We start from the raw sequence: 17,248 nt of genomic DNA on the forward strand, positions 1-17,248 counted from the left end.
AAAATTGAATAATGATATGAAATGGCTGGCTATGCAGCAGCTGCTCGATTCAGCGCTGCCGATCGGCGGCTTCTCGCATTCGTTCGGACTTGAGACCATGGTTCAAGATGGCCGTATGAATCGTTCTGCTCAGCTCTATGATTATGCCTCAGCCATGCTTATGCAAAGCTGGGCAAGCTCGGATGCGATGGTGATCAAGGCCGTATATAGGGATGCGCCAAAAGGGAATTGGGAAAAGGTGTGGGCGATTGAGCGGATTGTTCATTTGCAAAGGGTCGCATCAGAAACACGCAGCGGCGTAGAGAAAATGGGACGGCGGCTGCTTCAGCTTGCAGCAGCTATACATCCGCAGCTGGATTGGTCGCCTTTACTGGAAGCAATGAAGGCAGGGAATTGTTTTGCTTCCCATCCTCTCTCGCACGGCTATGCCTGCTGGGTGCTTGGCATATCGGAGGAGAAAGCGATCCAAGGCTATTTGTATACTTGCATCGTAACTTGCGTCAACAGCGCTCTGCGGCTGATGTCGATGGGACAGACGGAGGGCCAATCGTTGATCGCAAGGCTTATACCGCTAACAGCAGACGCTTTGGAAATCGTGCGTGCGATGGAGCCGGAACAAGCCTATTCTAATATGCCGATGGCGGAGATGGCGATGATGCGCCACGAGAGGTTATATTCGCGATTATTTATGTCTTAATTATAAATTAATGGAGGAATGAAAAATGTGCCAAGGACAAGGACATACGCATCAGGAATGGGAAAGCCCGGCAATAGACAGCTCAAGGCCGATCCGAATCGGTATCGGGGGACCAGTAGGTTCAGGAAAAACAGCGCTTGTAGAACGATTAACGCGTGAGCTGCATACCAAATACAGCCTCGCTGTCATTACGAACGATATTTACACGAAGGAAGATGCTCGTATTTTGTTCAATACGGGTGTGCTGCCGGAAGAACGTATTATCGGTGTTGAAACTGGCGGGTGCCCGCATACAGCCATTCGAGAGGATGCATCGATGAATTTTGAAGCTATCGATGAGCTGGAGCGGCGTTTTGACCATCTGGATCTGATTTTCATTGAGAGCGGTGGAGATAATCTTGCAGCGGCGTTCAGTCCAGAGCTTGTCGATCGTTTTATTTATATTATCGATGTTGCCCAAGGCGAGAAGATTCCACGCAAAGGCGGACCTGGCATTATGCGCTCGGACCTGCTTGTCATTAACAAAATCGATCTTGCGCCGTATGTAGGAGCGAGTCTCGCAGTTATGGAAGCTGACACAATTAAGATGCGTGGGGAGCGTCCTTTCGTTTTCTCTAATTTGTTTGGCGGCGATGGCGTGGATGAGATTGTGAATTGGCTTACACATGAGGTAGCACATGCGCGCGGAACGGAACACTCCCATGTGATCCAGCTTACGAGCATACCTGATGACAAGCGGCACACAGCTTCCTAATGAGGCGTGAGCAAAGTAGTGCAGAGGCTGCAGCCATTCGGCACGAGGATAATGGAGTGGGAGAGGTCAGGACATCCGTACTGCGTGCAACGTTTGCCAGCCGCCTCGGTCAAACGTTAATCGGCAATAAATATCATACCGCTCCGATAAAGATTGCCAAAGCTTTTCCACTGGATGGTCAGCTGGGCGTAATCGTAATGGATGTTTCACCAGGCCTGCTCAGCGGTGACCGGTATGAGCTGGAATGGACAGCCGAGCAGCACTCTCATGTCATGATTACGAATCAATCGTATACGAAGGTGCATCCTAGTTTACCTAACAGTGACTCTTCGATGCAGCAGTTGTTCGAGCTAGAGACAGATGCAGTCGTCGAGCATATGCCGGAGCCCATTATGCTATATAAGGAAGCAGCCTTTCGAAACGATACTCAGGTTCGACTGCAAAAAGGGTCCGCTTGGCTGCAAGCCGACGTCCTTTGTCCAGGTCGCACGCTTCGCGGCGAACGCTTCGACTATCGCTCATACAGCAATTCATTAACCGTTCATTATGGTGAAGAGCTTATCTTCTCGCAGCGTCAGCGAGTAGTGCCAGGCAGTCAAGTTATAACTGCGCCTGGCAGCTGGGATGAGATGACGCACTGGGCTACCTTTTATATGTTCAGTGATCGTGTCAACAGCAGCCATCTGGAGCAGCTTCAGGAGAAGCTGGACAGCTTCGAAGCTCCAGAGGCTCATAAAGTAATTGGCGGGGCGTCTATGACCTATCGTTACGGTGTTGCGGTGTCCGCAGCCTCAACAGCAGCATGGCCGCTGCAGCAATTAATGCAAGAGCTGTGGCAGACTGCGCGAATGGGACTGCTTGGCAAGCCGCCGCTGCGATTTTTGCAAGGATAGATCAAGCAGTTTTATACTTTTTCTGAAAAAAAGGTCAACCTGCAACCTTGGGTTGGTCTTTTTGTGCTAAATCAAAAAGGTTTCATATTTATTTCGTGCAGAACGTTAGTTAAACAAAGGAAGGGAAGGTATAATATGAACAACAGTATGGATTAAAGAAAGTAGATAGGTTGGTGATCAATTGGAAGCTTCAAATATGGAAAGACAAGAGTTAATGAGGCGGCTGGACGAATCATTTCGTCAAGTGAGAAGACAAATAAACACCGAATGGCACACCTATAATGTGCATGGCTTAGGCATGACCCATGGGAAAATGTTAATTATTTTAGGGAAATCAGGACCACAGAAAGCATCAGCTTTGGCTGAGCAGCTGCTCATCACTAGTGGGGGAGTTACTGGAATTGCTGATCGTTTGATAGAGCTCGGGTATGTGAAGCGCGAACGCGGCGAGAAGGATCGGCGTGTCGTGATGCTCGAAATTACGGAAGAGGGTTTGGAAATCATCCATTTAATTGAGACGATACGCTCGAAGCTGATGCTTAAGCTGTTCGATGGCATGTCGATAGCAGATATGGAGCAAGGTGTTCAGTTGTTTGAGCAAATGAGTCGTAATATGGAATCGGATGTTACAAATTCGTGACTAATTTCATATTTCATTATTATTATGGATGAATTTAGTGTAGAATAAACTAGAAATTTGTCGAATCGAAAAAGATTGACAAAATCCGATAAAACAACTAGGATTAAAAGGAATTAATACATTCAATTGTTTAGGGGAGATTACGATGAAAAAGGTTTTTGCTTTGGCAGTATCGTTGTTTCTAATGGTTGCGATTGTTGCAGCTTGCGGATCTAACAAAAATGAACCAGGAAACGCAGCGAATAACGGTGCAGGCGACAAAGCGGACAAGAAAAAAATCGCTCTTGTATTGCCCGAAAAAATTGGCGTTAACAAGTTTTTTGTATTGATGGATGAAGGCTTCAAAAAAGCAGGCTCCGAATTTGGCGCTGAAGTGAAAACAATTGAGTCCACTGACCCAGCGGGCTTTGAACAGAATCTTCGTGCAACTGTAGCTGAAGATTACGACTTGATTATTACAGCAACATTCCAAGCAGAAGATGCACTTAAAAAAGTGGCTGCTGAAAATCCGGACAAGTCTTTTGCAGTTATCGATACTGTAGTTGATCTTCCGAACGTTCGCAGCGTTAACTTCCGCGAGCATGAAGCTTCCTACTTGATGGGAGCACTTGCAGGTCTTGCAACTAAAACAAATATTGTGGGTGCAGTCGTTGCAATGGACGCTCCACTTCTTAGCAAATATACATCAGGATTTGAACAAGGTCTGAAAAGCACAAATCCAGATGCGCAATTCCTTATCAACTATGTAGGCAGCTTCACGGATCCAGTTAAAGGTAAAGAGCTTGCGCTTCTTCAACAGTCCAAAGGCGCTGACTTTATCGCAGGTATGGCAGCAGTTGGCGACAATGGTGTGTTTGACGCAGCGAAAGAAAAAGGCTTCTTCACTTCAGGTCAAGATACAGACCGTACGGATGAAGATCCAGAGCATATCGTGCTTTCACAATTGAAAGGTACGGATGCAGTTGCTTACGAAACAGTGAAAAGCTTCGTTGATGGCAGCTTTGCATTCGGCGTTGCAGACTACGGCTTGAAAGAAGACGGCGTAGGCTTGACTTTCGTTACAAGAGACAGCAAATCAACGCTTAGCCCGTTTATTGGCCAAGAAAATGTTGATAAAGTAAAAGCTATCGCAGAAGACATTAAATCTGGTAAAATCGTAGTAGTTAATCCGCTAGCTCAATAGTACAACAGGCCGGCTGCTACCCATGCAGCCGGTTTGCTTGTTGCCTAGAAGCTTCCTCTGTAATCGAGGGAGCGGTTTTTTTGTTTATATCGGGATTGAAAGGGGAGAGCTTTTGTATGTTGCTGCAAATGGACAGCATTACGAAGTCATATGGGAGCGTAACCGCAAATAGCAATGTTCAGTTTTCGCTGCAAAAAGGAGAAATTCATGCCTTAGTAGGTGAAAACGGTGCAGGAAAAACGACGTTAATGCGTATTCTGTACGGGATGGAAAGTCCAACTAGCGGTGAAATTCGCATTGACGGCAAGCCGGTTTCGTTCGGGAACCCAGCTGATGCGATTAAGCATAAGATTGGAATGGTTCATCAGCATTTCATGTTATTCCCGACGTTTACGATTGCCGAAAATATCGTTATTGGGCGCGAGCCCTCCAAAGGGGTAGGTTTTGACCGTAAGGCAGCTGCCACAGAGGTGGAAAGAATCGGCAAGCTTTATGGCATGCCGGTAGACCCTTGGAAGAAAGTTGCAGATTGCTCGCTTGGCATGCAGCAGCGCGTTGAAATATTGAAAGTGCTCTATCAGGGCGCTGAAGTTATTATTTTGGATGAGCCGACTGGCGTCTTAACGCCGCTCGAAGTGAAAGAGCTGCTTATTGCGATTAAAGGATTAGCCGCGCAGGGCAAAAGCTTTATTCTTATTAGTCATAAGCTGCAAGAAATTATGGAAGTTGCTGACCGCGTTACCGTCCTTCGAGATGGCAAGGTGACGGGAACAGTCGAAGCGAAAGACACGAATGCGGAACATTTGTCACGGCTTATGGTAGGCCGGGATTTAGTACATATATCACGAAATAAGGTGAGCAGAGGCAAGCCTGTTCTTGAAGTATCGAATGTTTCTATTCCAGGTGTCAAAGCGAAGCCGCTGCTTAGCGATATTAGCCTTCATGTCAATGGGGGCGAAATTGTGGGGATCGCGGGTATTTCAGGCAATGGTCAATCTGAGTTATTGCAGACGATATCCGGATTAATGAAACCCGGAGCCGGCATAATCAAGTTGCTGGGTAAAGATGTGACCGGAGCGCCAGTTGGCGATATTCGGGAAAGCGGGCTTGCCCATATTCCTGAGGACCGTTACCAGTGGGGCGTTGCGAAGGATGCGACCGTTACCGAGAATGGCTTGATGGGACATGCAGACAAGCATCAAAAGCTTGGTGTATTGAATGGGACGAGCATTCGTCAGATGGTAGGCGAGTGGGTGACACGCTTTGGGATAAAAACGGGCTCTTTATCTACGAAAGCTCAGTATTTGTCAGGCGGTAACCTACAGAAGCTTATCGTTGCACGGGAACTTGCGCAGAAGACGCCGTTTCTTATTGCAGCGGAGCCAACGCGAGGCGTTGACGTCGGCGCGATGGAAATTATACATGGCGAGCTTCTAAAGAAGCGTGATGAAGGCGGAGCAATATTGCTTGTTTCATCAGAGCTGACTGAAATTTTGAAGCTGTCTGATCGAGTATTGGTCATGTATGAAGGTAAGATCGTTGGGGAACTGGACGCTGACAAAGCTACAGAAGAGCAAATTAGTTTGTTAATGGCGGGAGGAAAAGCGGTTGGATAAGCTGGTACAATTCGGACGTTCGCTGTTACAGCCGCTTTTGGCTGTTATCATTGGTTTAGCAGCGGGTGCGATTGCCATTGTTATCGTCGGAGGCTCCGTAATGGATACATACGCGGAAATGTGGAAGGGCGCCTTCGGCAGCTTTTATTTTTTTACGAATACGCTCAGTAGAGCTACGCCTATTATCCTTATTGGTCTAGGGGTGGCGCTGGCATTCCGTGCTGGATTTTTTAATATGGGCTCAGAAGGCCAAATGGTATTAGGCGCTCTAAGCGCAGCGGTAACGGCAATCTATTTGCCGGGGCCAGGTTGGTTTAAGCTCGTAGCTGCTATTATAGCTGGAATTATTTCCGGGGGAATATGGTCGGCATTCGCAGGATGGCTCGATGCTAGATTTCGAATGAATCTGCTCATAACCACATTATTGCTAAATTATATTGCTACGTTATTTGCAGGGTATATCGTATCTTATCCGCTCAAGGATCGTACAGGCTCTGCTGCAATGGCTCAGACGGTTATGCTTGATCAAAGCGTATGGCTGCCGAAGCTGTTTAAAGGAATGAGCCTTCATGGCGGTTTTATTATCGCTGTAGTCGGAGCAATATTGCTGTTCTTGTTCATGCGCTATACCGTTAAGGGTTATGAAATTAGAATGCTTGGCGGCAATCCGTTGTTTGCAAGCTATGGCGGCGTGCAGCGTGGAAAAATGATGCTTATCAGCATGTTCGTCAGCGGAGGTTTTGCTGGACTTGCCGGCTCCGTTGAAGTGCTTGGCACGCAGTACCGCTATTTGGACGGTGCTTTGACTTCTCCAGGTTACGCATGGTCGGGCATCATGGCAACATTGCTTGCAGGATCGCATCCGCTAGGTACAGCTGTAGCTGCGATTTTGCTTGCTGCACTGCAGACCGGCGGTATGGGTATGGAGCGGAATACAGATGTTCCGCTGGAGGTATCAAGCATTATTCAAGCGGTGCTCATTTTGTTCGTTTCTGCTAAATTCACATATTCGTTCATTAAACGCAGGAAGGCGAGGTCATAAGTATGGATTTTTTATTAGATGTCTCGCTGTATGCCTCGACGCTTCGTATGGTTACACCAATTCTGCTTGCGGCACTCGGCGGCGCAATATGCGCGCGTGTTGGTTTGTTTAATGTAGGCCTAGAAGGCTTAGTATTGATAGGTGCATTTTCTGGGATTGTAGGCAACCACTTCACCGGAAATGTATTCGCAGCGGTATTGTTTGCAGTATTATGCTCACTCCTGTTTTCAGTGTTGTTCGGTTTTATGAGTATTCATCTAAAAGCGAATGTCATCGTTGTTGGTATTGCGCTTAACTTTCTGGCGCTTGGGCTGACGACATTCTCGCTGCGTGCGATCTTTGATGTAAAAGGCGCATACTACAATAAGGATATGATTGGGCTGCCTAAATGGGATATTCCATTGTTAAAGGATATTCCATGGTTAGGCGAGGTTTTATCCGGGCATTCCCCGCTCGTCTACTTGTCCATCATTCTCGTTATTGTGCTGCAGCTGTTTTTGTTCAAAACGGTTACCGGCTTTCGCTTGCTGGCAGCTGGAGAGAATCCAACAGCAGCCAAAAGCTTAGGCATCAAGGTAACTCGCATTCAATATGGAGCAGTGCTGCTATGCGGCGCTCTGTGCGGGTTAGCAGGCGCGCAGCTGTCGCTCGGCAATGTCACCATGTTTACAGAGGGAATGACTTCTGGTAGAGGTTTCATTGCGCTCGTTGCAACGATGTTAGGCCAATCCAATCCAATCGGTGTTGCAGCATCAAGCTTGCTGTTCGGATTCATGGATGCACTCAGCATCAGGCTGCAGGGCTTCGCGCTGCCGACTCATTTTACGATGATGCTGCCTTATATCGTTACGATTCTCGCTATGTTGTTCTTTAAAGATAAAGGTTATATGCAGGAAGCTCGCAAGTCGAATGAGAGCTCCAGGTAGAGCTGAGATGCTTTATAGCTTGAAATAAGAAATGAATCAGCAAGGAATGGAATTTGGAGGTATACGAGATGCATAAAAAAGCAGAACGTCTCAAAAAAGTGACTAGCATTAAACAGACGGTGCTCGCTCCTGAGATCGCTCATCGGATTCCGCCTGGTCAAACGATGACCGAGCGTTTTCCGATTTTGCATGAGGGAGAGGTTCCTTCCTATGACATTAACACCTGGTCGCTGCGAGTATTCGGCGAGGTAGAGGAGGAGCGTATGTTCAGCTTCGAAGAGCTGCTTGCTATGCCTCAAACCCAAACGAAGTGCGACATTCATTGTGTAACGCGCTGGTCGAAGCTGGACACAGAATGGGAAGGCATTAAGTTCAAGGACTTGCTGCCTTTGCTGGGCGTTAAGCCAGATGCTAAATATGTTATGTTTCATGCAGATGAGGACTATGACACAAATGTGCCGCTTGAGGATTTGTTGCACGATAATGTGCTGCTTGCGCATCGATATGACGGTGAGCCGCTGACTGACAAGCATGGCTGGCCAATGCGGTTGCTCGTTCCTCATTTGTATTTTTGGAAAAGCGCAAAGTGGATTAGAGGTATTGAGTTTATGAAAGAGGATCGCGAAGGTTTCTGGGAGCGCAACGGCTTCCACAATTATGCCGATCCATTTCAAGAACAACGCTTCACGAGCGAAGAGAACTCGATGCCGGAAGACGAATGGATAACGAAGGAGTTTGATTAATCAGATGCTGCCTATACTACAAGTTAACCCAGAAGATTTGCCGGCTTACGCCATCGTATGCGGTGATCCGCGCCGTGCGGAGACGATTTCACAGAAGCTGGACAATGTAAAAGAGCTTGCATTCGCTCGCGAATATCGGACATTTGTTGGTGAATATCAAGGAGTAAGACTAGCCGTGGTAAGCCACGGCGTAGGTTCGCCAGGAGCAGCCGTATGCTTTGAGGAGCTTATCCGCGGAGGCGTTAAGACACTTATTCGTGTCGGTACAGCGGGATCTTATTCAGCAGATCACCCTGCAGGAAGCCTAATCGTCAGCACAGCGGCAGTTAGAGCGGAAGGGCTCACGCATCAGCTGGTGCCGGCAGGCTTCCCGGCTGTTGCAGACAGCGCGGTCACTGAAGCGTTGTATGCATCTGCGCTTGAGAGCGAAGGCATTGTTAAAAAAGGCATAACGGTAACGCTTGATGTCTTTTTCTCAGGAGTTGTAGACATTCCGCATCGCCAGTACAAACAAGCAGGCGCACTAGCTGTTGAAATGGAAATTGCAGCTTTGTTCGTTATCGCTACGATGCGCGGTGCACGCGCGGGAGCGATTCTCGCACTGGACGGTTATGCAGATTCTGATTTGGCGGGCGAATATGATCCGCATACAGATGTTGTAGCGAAAGCGATCGAGCGTGAGATTGAAACGGCGCTTCTTGCCGTAGTTAAGCTTGCATCCGCGTAACCATACTTGTTATTAAGTAAGGGGGCTTCACGTGAGTGGGACGTTGTTTAAACGAGAATGGCTGAATGGAGATTTTTATCCGCATGTGTTTGCTTATTATTTTAAGCAATGGTCTGATTACGAGATGGCCTTCCACACGCATGATGCAATCGAAATTATGTATGTCATTTCCGGAGCTTGCGGGATAGAGCTGGAAGCAGAGGCAGTCAGTCAAGCATGTGAAATGACGCTCAAGAAGGGTGATTTCATTATTCTTGATGCGAATGTGCCGCACCGACTGACCGTTGACGAGCGTGGGCCCTGCCGGATGCTTAATGTTGAATTTGATTTTAGGGAACGCCCCTCGGCGTTTCCCTCTATACGGCAGCTGGCGATGGAGGACGAATTTGTGGACAGATTGATCACAGAGCCGTCCTCTTATTTGTTATTGCGTGATCCGAATGAGGTGTATCAGGTGCTAAAGAGCCTAGTGCTTGAGCTGGACAGCCGAGGCAGGAGCGTCAATATGAAGGCAGAGCTGTTGTTTGCTCAACTGATCTTGGCGATAGCACGACTTCATAAGGAAGCTGGCGTAAAGGGTGCTAATCCGGTTGAAGCATATGTGAAGCAATCGATTGAATATATGCATCATAACTATGATAGAGATATTCAAGTAAAGGATATTGCTGCAGCGGTAAGCTTGCATCCAGGTTATTTGCATCGTGTATTTCGCGCGCAGATAGGCCAAACGTTAACAGGCTATCTAACGGAGCTCCGAATGGAGAAAGCAAAAATGCTGCTTCGTGAGACGGATATAGCAATAGCGGATATTTGTGATTACGTTGGAGTAGGAAGCAGGCAATACTTTCATGCGATGTTCAAAAAGTATACGAAGCAGACACCGATCGCTTACCGTCATTCGGTCGATACGCAAACATGGGACTTCCGCTGGCAGCGCAATGAATAATACAAAGTGACGATTTCTGACACTATGAATGGCAGTTGGTCACAATATTGATAACGCTTCCGTTTTATCGTTGCTAAAATGTAGAGGAGATTAAACAAACTCTATTTAGACGATAATCGGAGGCTGATTGGCATGTCTACTTTTAAAATTGCATTTATAGGCGCAGGCTCGATTGGATTCACTCGCGGACTGCTGCGGGATTTGCTCGCTGTACAGGAGTTTCAAAACATTGAAATTGCATTTACTGATATTAATGCACATAACCTGGAGATGGTGACTGCGCTTTGTCAGCGTGATATTCATGAAAACGGCCTGTCGATTTCCATTCAATCGACAACCGATCGGCGCGAAGCTTTGAAGGATGCGAAATACGTCATTTGCACTATTCGTGTCGGTGGTCTTGAGGCTTTCGCAACGGATGTTGATATTCCGCTCAAATACGGCGTTGACCAATGCGTTGGCGATACGCTTTGTGCTGGCGGCATTATGTATGGGCAGCGGGGCATCGCTGAGATGATGAACATATGCCGTGATATCCGCGAGGTTGCTGCAAAGGATGTGCTTCTGCTCAACTACGCGAACCCGATGGCGATGATGACTTGGGCATGCAACAAGTATGGCGGTGTCCGGACGATTGGTTTATGCCATGGCGTGCAAGGCGGACACTGGCAAATAGCCGAAGCTTTTGGACTAAAGCAAGAGGAAGTCGATATTATTTGCGCGGGTATCAACCATCAGACCTGGTACATCCAAATTAAGCATAACGGTGAGGATCTAACCGGCAAGTTGCTCGAAGCATTTGAGAAACATCCAGATTTCAGCCGTACGGAAAAGGTACGCATTGATATGCTGCGCCGCTTCGGGTATTACAGTACAGAGTCTAACGGTCACTTGAGCGAGTATGTCCCTTGGTATCGGAAGCGGCCTGAAGAAATTAACGATTGGATCGATTTGAGTTCATGGATTAACGGAGAAACGGGCGGGTATCTTCGTGTATGCACGGAAGGACGCAATTGGTTCGAGACTGATTTTCCAAACTGGATGAAGGACCCTGCAAATGAATTCAAGTCGGAGCTGCGCAGTCATGAGCATGGTTCATACATCATTGAAGGACTCGAAACAGGACGGATCTACCGAGGTCACTTTAATGTGGAAAACAAAGGGGTCATAGCTAACCTGCCTAACGATGCCATCATTGAAGCGCCAGGTTATGTTGATCGCAACGGCATCTCAATGCCAATCGTGGGCGATCTGCCGCTTGGTGCCGCTGCGGTGTGTAATGTAAGCATCTCTGTGCAGCGTCTTGCTGTAGAGGCAGCCATAAATGGCGACATTAACCTGCTCAGACAAGCATTTATGATGGACCCGTTAGTTGGCGCAGTTTGCAATCCGAAGGAAATTTGGCAGATGGTCGATGAGATGCTTGTGGCGCAGGAGCAGTGGCTGCCGCAGTATACAGATTCGATCGCAGCAGCCAAGAAACGCCTAGAGGAAGGGCCTTTGCTTCCTACGCGTGATTATAAAGGCGCAGCGCGTCTGAAGGTGAAGACGGTTGAGGAAATGCAGCAGGACCGAGATGCCGCAAATAAAAATGCAGGCGAATCGGATAAGGGCAAGGAGCGGGTTTAACGCGGAGCGTATTTCAGCTCCATTGCTTCAAGCCTAGTCCCTGGCGGCGTCCAAGCAGGCGGTCCAAATTTCTTGAGGTAGCCTAGTGTATTGAGGTAGCTCTCTACCGATTGCTCTTCATCCATCTTGCGGAAAACTTCCCAACAAGCGATAACATCATTCAGTGCACGATGACCGCCAATTAGCGGAATGCCGTAACGATCGGACATGTCTTTCAGTGTATGCGGATAAACATGCCGTGCGCGGCTAATCGTGAGTGTATCGATGAAGCTGTTCGAAAATGATCTACCCGCAATGCGAAGCAGGGAATGGTGCAGGAAACCAAGGTCGAAGGCAGCATTATGAGCAATCAAAACGTTATCGCCTAACATTCGGTTCAAAATACGGAACGCGGTGTCCTCGTCCATGCCGTAGGAGGTCATCTCATCCGTAATGCCGGTCAGCTCTGTTATTTTGGCAGACAGCTTGCCATCGTATCGTACGAGAGTACTGAATTCACTCGCTATTTCACCATTCACGCAGCGGATCGCAGCCATCTCAATTACACGATCCTTCTTCGGATCAAGGCCGCTCGTTTCAAAATCGATGACAGTATAAGAATGATTAGTCATAGTTGGTTCACCACTTTTTCTAGTTATAAGTTGCAATCGTATATGAAATAATTCGACAAAAAAGATAAATAACCTTCTATTGTAAACATAAAACGACCCATTACCAGAGCTTAGTAAGCCGGTAATGGGTCGTTTTTGCGTTGATAAATTCGTTTTGCGGACTAGTGGTTATTGCCGGATGCATTGCCTTTTTTGTCGGAAGTTTTTGTCGTTGTATTTTTGGTTGCATGACCTTGCTGCTTCGCCATGGTCGGTTCACCCCCTTCTCAATGTAATGGTTGTATTTTGTGATTTGAGGGGGGAGGCTATTCGCGATTAGGTACGATTAGTATGCTTTTGAAGCGCATGTGAAAATTAACCAGATTAAATCTGTTTAACCGCTATGTCTGCCATTTTCAAGTCGGATCGGCAAGTCTAATCATGCGAACAAGGGATATAAACAATGAATACGGTTACTTGATTGCTCCATATGGAAGAATAACGGCTATTTTGAAGGAGTGAGCGCTTTATTGAGTCGAGGGTATATGATAGCCATGTGATAAACTAAATAGAAAAGAAAGCGCTTTTCAGTTGAGAAGCAACGGGGGATGCTGCAAATGCGGACGGGGTCGAGATTTTGGAGTAAATGGAATGTAATGAAAGGTACGCCGCTTCCGCCAGAGAGCAGACTTAGCAAGGAAGCGATAACGGCTTTAATCATTCATTGCTGCTTTCAGTTTGGCGCATCGATGTCGGGTTTGTTTCTCAATTTATATTTGTGGCGGTTAACGCAGGATTTGACAGTAAACGGAATTTATAACATCATCGTTTTCATCGTGACGCCTCCGGCCTTTGCACTAGGTGGCTGGATTGCGAAGCGGCATGATCGAATGGTCACTTATCGACTAGGTATCGTCATGATTGCCATCTTTTATTTGATGGTCGTCATTGCACAAGAGCATGTGGCTCAGTATTACATATGGTTTGCTATTTTTAATGGAATCGCCGCGGGGCTTTACTGGACTGGTTATTTAGTTATTCAATATGATGTCTCAACGGAAGCGAATCGCATACGTTTTCTTGCAATCAATATGATTTTCTTTAATGCATCCGGGCTAGCAGGGCCGGCGCTTGCGGGGTTTATTATTCAGCGAAGCGAGGGACTGCAGGGTTACATCATTATTTTCACGCTTGCCTTCATTATGTTTCTTATCGCAGCGATCGTCAGCTTCCGCATTCCGATGATTAAGTCGCATCACAAAGCCTATTATTTAAAATTCATGGGACTGGTGATGCGTAAGAACCGTCGCTGGCTGAAGGCATTGTACAGCTTTTTTGTATTAGGTCTATTTCAGGGTATTATGCTCTTCCTGCCCAATATTATGCTGTATCAGACGGTTGGGCGTGAGGATTGGGTAGGTTACTTAGGTGTTTTCTTCTCCTCGCTTACGGTAGCGACGGGGTATGTCATTTCAAGAAAAGCACAGAAGGAGCAAGTACGCAAATATGTGCTCCTGTCTACAACGGGGGTAGCCATCGGTTCATCGCTGCTGCTCATTCAAGTGGAATTTTGGTCGGTTGCCTTATTTATGATTTTGTTCTCGATATGCAATCCACTTGCCGTCAATACGCTTACTTCCTATTATTATCGCTTAATCGGGACATTGCCTCTTAAAGGGCAGCTGCGAGTAGAATCCGTTGTTATGCGGGAGCTTTTTCTAAATGCGGGCAGGGTGCTTTCTATTTGCTTGCTCATTATACTTGCTAAAGATCTGCAATCTGTATGGATGCCGATTGTACTGTTTGCCATGGCGGTATTGCAATACATATCGGTATTGCTCATTAAAGAGAAGCAAAACTCGGAGCAAAATTAACGAAAAGAAGGTAGTATTAATTATCTTGGAAGAAGAGCCTCGACCGTGGGATGACTTGGTTGGGGCTTTTTGCCGTGAAGTTCAGAAGCAGTCTGTTAAATCGTAAAAAAATATTAAGATAATCTTTATGAAATCTTAACGGTTACATTAAGCTCGCTTTAGGCGTCTTCCTTATACTAAGTAGAGTGCAGGGTATCGTACAGGTACCAAGGCAGAAGGAGATGTCACAAAGCTATGACAACAAAAAATCCCGTTATTGATATAAGACAAATATCCAAAATATACGGAAGCAATAAGGCGAATCAGGTTTATGCGCTGAACAATATTTCGTTCACGATGCAAGAAGGAGAGTTCATCGGCATTATGGGAGCTTCCGGTTCGGGCAAAACCACACTGCTCAACGTAATCTCGACGCTGGATAATCCAACAGAGGGTACGATTTCAATTGCTGGAACAGATATTACACGAATGAAAGCCCGTGAGCTTTCGGATTTCCGGGCGCAGCGGCTTGGGTTTATTTTTCAAGATTTTAATCTGCTCGACAATCTGACAGTCTATGAGAATATCGCACTTCCCTTGTCCTTACAGGACGTCCCTGCTGGCGAGATCCAAATCAAAGTGCGTCAAGTAATGGACAATCTTGGTATTACAGCGCTAGCCGAACAATATCCAGCGATGATCTCAGGAGGGCAGCGGCAGCGAACAGCTGCGGCGCGCGCCATCGTTCATGAGCCTGCTTTGCTGCTGGGTGACGAGCCGACAGGCTCGCTTGATTTGAAAAATGCGGTTAGTCTGCTCGAGACGATGAAGCGTCTAAACGAGGAACAGCGAATATCGATTCTCATGGTGACTCATGACGCGTTCAGTGCAAGCTATTGCGGAAGAATTTTATTTATACAAGATGGTCAGCTTGTGAAAGAGCTGTACCGCACTGGCAGCCGTGAATCCTTTTATAAGCAAATTTTGGACGTGCTCGGCGATTATGGCTCGGCAGCTGCCGCTGCTGCATCCGATGAAACTTACGAATCGGAAAGGCAGTGAGGTGAGAACATGCTTATAAAACTAGCTTTATCCGGCATGAAGAGCAAATTCAAAGATTATATCGTGCTGCTTGCTGGACTTGTCATGTCGATAGCCATCTTCTATATGTTCCAGACGATGGCGTGGAACCGCGATTTTACAGAGGCAAATGCAGTTATCAACTCGATAGGGCTCGTCTATATATTGGGCTCGGTACTGCTCTCGGCGATCACTTTTTTCTACATTATTTATGCCAACAGCTTTTTGCTGTCGCTGCGCCAGCGGGAATTCGGACTCTATCTCGTTCTGGGGGCACGCAAAAGTAAAATACGTACTTTAATGTTTATTGAGACGATTGCGCTCGGCATTATTTCACTAGCGGTTGGGCTTGGGCTCGGGTTTGGCTTATCCACGCTTGTTGGGCATCTCATGGCTAAGCAGCTTCAGACGAGTCTTATCGGTTACCATGCCCTATTTGGACCAGCCATTTTATTTACTATTATCTTCTTTACTTGTTTATTTGGATTATCTGCGATATGGAATCAGCTGAAGCTTTCTCGCATGAAGGTATTGCATCTTGTCCATGGCAATATGCAAGCAGATCGGCTGTGGGGAAGCAGCCCGTGGAAAATTGTACTTAGCATCGTCGGAGCAATTGCTCTCGGGCTCGGTTACTTCTCCCTTACGTTTATGGAGCAGCTGCGGGAGAATGGATTGTATACCGCCACATTCATGACACCGCTCGGAACGTACCTTCTGTTTATGATGCTGCTTCCGCCACTTGTAGTAAGAATGAAAAAGAGGAATCAAACACGTGGAATCCGCGCCTTCACTTTCGGCCAGCTGAGCTTCCGAATAAATGGCTTAACGAAGCTGCTGGCAACGGTAGCGATGCTGATTGCACTTGGAGCTGGTGCAATTGCCGGAGGTATGGCTTTTGTGAACGATGCGAAAATTAGGGGAGAGAGCTACCGCGTTTATGACGCGATCGTGCATAATCCGAATGCGGAAGAAGCAAAGATACTCGCTTCCATTCCATTCAAGGAGCAGTTCAAGTATCGCTACAAAATAGAGAACGAAATGGTTTATTATGCGAAAGAGGACCTCGAGAGCCAGCGGCCATTTGTTCATTCGGGGCAGGGCCGCGAGTATTGGGATGAGATAGAACAGATCAAAGGCCCTCTTCCAGCAGGCTCTGCGAGTGATGCAGATAATACGGATACAGAAGAGCTGTCCAGTCAGAAGTGGAGAGGTTTCATCTGGGAGATTTCGCCACCCATAAGTGAGTTCAGGCTTGTTGATGCAGGAGAGTTCGCAAAGCTTGAAGCAAAGGAACAGTTCGTTGTGATCGGAAGGACGGGTAATTTCCTCGCTTATCGGATGTCATGGAAGGCACTAGACCAGCTGGAAACAGAGAAATCCAATGGGGAGTACCTATCATGGAGCAAGTACAAGAACTATGAGAATGCAATAGGTATCGCTAGCGGTACAGTCTTTATGGGCTTTTTCCTTGGCATCGCCTTTCTTGCTATGATGGCGAGCTGCTTAATGTTCAAAATATTATCGGGTGCAGCGAAGGATGTTCAGCGATATGAGATGCTCAGCAAGCTTGGCGTAAGGAGAGAGAGGTTATCGCGTTCAATCTATCACGAGCTGTTCCTCGTATTTTTATTTCCTGGTATCGTTGGGCTCACGCATGTTCTAGTTGGTATGAATCTCTTCTCGTTTATGTTAACTGAGCCATATTATCGCTTATGGATTCCCATTGCGTTGTTCGTGGTTATCTATGCTGCTTACTATATATTAACCGTTCGATTGTACCAGAACATCGTGCTGTCAAAGCGGGACAAGGCTGTACATTAAAGGTAACCAAAAAAGGAGCTCTCAGGATGAATGACCTGAGGGCTCTTTATTTGGATAGAACATTACAAATAAATTCCTTTTTAATATTAATTTTATGTATAATAG

Annotated in this window: 16 protein-coding genes; 15 read left to right on the forward strand and 1 reads right to left on the reverse strand. The window is 46.8% G+C overall.

Features of this window, described 5'->3' with window-relative positions; genetic code table 11:
* The first annotated feature begins 4 nt into the window (after positions 1-4).
* The 12 genes from MHH56_RS09735 to MHH56_RS09790 all read left to right on the forward strand — a co-directional run bounded on the left by MHH56_RS09735 (position 5) and on the right by MHH56_RS09790 (position 11,796).
* Positions 5-697 (forward strand): urease accessory UreF family protein, encoded by a 693-nt coding sequence (locus MHH56_RS09735; protein ID WP_339207930.1) that lies wholly within the window; start codon positions 5-7, stop codon positions 695-697.
* Between the two features lie 25 nt (positions 698-722).
* Positions 723-1,451, forward strand: coding sequence for an urease accessory protein UreG (gene ureG / locus MHH56_RS09740; RefSeq protein WP_339207932.1), 729 nt, complete (start codon positions 723-725; stop codon positions 1,449-1,451).
* A complete protein-coding gene (locus MHH56_RS09745; protein WP_339207933.1) occupies positions 1,451-2,344 on the forward strand; it encodes an urease accessory protein UreD in 894 nt (297 codons plus the stop codon). The genes ureG and MHH56_RS09745 overlap by 1 nt, the downstream gene beginning before the upstream one ends.
* Positions 2,345-2,540: 196 nt before the next feature.
* A complete protein-coding gene (locus tag MHH56_RS09750) occupies positions 2,541-2,984 on the forward strand; it encodes a MarR family transcriptional regulator (protein WP_076270801.1) in 444 nt (147 codons plus the stop codon).
* A gap of 145 nt (positions 2,985-3,129) precedes the next feature.
* Entirely contained in the window at positions 3,130-4,167 is a 1,038-nt protein-coding gene (locus MHH56_RS09755) for a BMP family protein (RefSeq protein ID WP_339207934.1), read from the forward strand.
* A 116-nt stretch (positions 4,168-4,283) separates the two neighbouring features.
* A complete protein-coding gene (locus MHH56_RS09760; protein WP_339207935.1) occupies positions 4,284-5,783 on the forward strand; it encodes an ABC transporter ATP-binding protein in 1,500 nt (499 codons plus the stop codon).
* A complete protein-coding gene (locus MHH56_RS09765; RefSeq protein WP_339207936.1) occupies positions 5,776-6,825 on the forward strand; it encodes an ABC transporter permease in 1,050 nt (349 codons plus the stop codon). The genes MHH56_RS09760 and MHH56_RS09765 overlap by 8 nt, the downstream gene beginning before the upstream one ends.
* A gap of 2 nt (positions 6,826-6,827) precedes the next feature.
* The gene (locus MHH56_RS09770) at positions 6,828-7,751 is read left to right on the forward strand and encodes an ABC transporter permease (RefSeq protein WP_339207937.1); all 924 of its coding nucleotides are present in this window, start codon (positions 6,828-6,830) and stop codon (positions 7,749-7,751) included.
* 68 nt (positions 7,752-7,819) lie between these two features.
* Positions 7,820-8,494 carry a sulfite oxidase-like oxidoreductase gene (locus MHH56_RS09775; RefSeq protein ID WP_339207938.1) on the forward strand — a complete coding sequence of 225 codons (675 nt, stop codon included), beginning with the start codon at positions 7,820-7,822 and terminating at the stop codon, positions 8,492-8,494.
* Between the two features lie 4 nt (positions 8,495-8,498).
* Entirely contained in the window at positions 8,499-9,221 is a 723-nt protein-coding gene (locus MHH56_RS09780; protein ID WP_076270795.1) for a nucleoside phosphorylase, read from the forward strand.
* Between the two features lie 31 nt (positions 9,222-9,252).
* Positions 9,253-10,167: an AraC family transcriptional regulator gene (locus MHH56_RS09785; RefSeq protein ID WP_339207939.1), complete on the forward strand. Its 915-nt coding sequence runs from the start codon at positions 9,253-9,255 to the stop codon at positions 10,165-10,167.
* Positions 10,168-10,299: 132 nt separating this feature from the next.
* The gene (locus MHH56_RS09790) at positions 10,300-11,796 is read left to right on the forward strand and encodes an alpha-glucosidase/alpha-galactosidase (protein WP_339207940.1); all 1,497 of its coding nucleotides are present in this window, start codon (positions 10,300-10,302) and stop codon (positions 11,794-11,796) included.
* Here the strand turns inward: MHH56_RS09790 and MHH56_RS09795 are convergent.
* Complete coding sequence (locus tag MHH56_RS09795) at positions 11,793-12,407, reverse strand: 3'-5' exonuclease (protein ID WP_339207942.1); 615 nt, start codon at positions 12,405-12,407, stop codon at positions 11,793-11,795. The genes MHH56_RS09790 and MHH56_RS09795 overlap by 4 nt on opposite strands.
* A gap of 596 nt (positions 12,408-13,003) precedes the next feature.
* Between MHH56_RS09795 and MHH56_RS09800 the strand changes: the two genes are divergently transcribed.
* From MHH56_RS09800 to MHH56_RS09810, 3 genes are all read left to right on the forward strand, one after another.
* Positions 13,004-14,260 (forward strand): MFS transporter, encoded by a 1,257-nt coding sequence (locus MHH56_RS09800; protein ID WP_339207944.1) that lies wholly within the window; start codon positions 13,004-13,006, stop codon positions 14,258-14,260.
* 234 nt (positions 14,261-14,494) lie between these two features.
* Positions 14,495-15,301, forward strand: a complete 807-nt coding sequence (locus MHH56_RS09805) for an ABC transporter ATP-binding protein (RefSeq protein ID WP_339207945.1) — start codon at positions 14,495-14,497, stop codon at positions 15,299-15,301.
* Between the two features lie 9 nt (positions 15,302-15,310).
* Complete coding sequence (locus MHH56_RS09810; RefSeq protein WP_339207946.1) at positions 15,311-17,143, forward strand: ABC transporter permease; 1,833 nt, start codon at positions 15,311-15,313, stop codon at positions 17,141-17,143.
* The last annotated feature ends 105 nt before the right edge of the window (positions 17,144-17,248 follow it).

The sequence above is a fragment of the Paenibacillus sp. FSL K6-3182 genome, assembly GCF_037976325.1.
In the GTDB taxonomy this organism is placed as follows: domain Bacteria; phylum Bacillota; class Bacilli; order Paenibacillales; family Paenibacillaceae; genus Pristimantibacillus.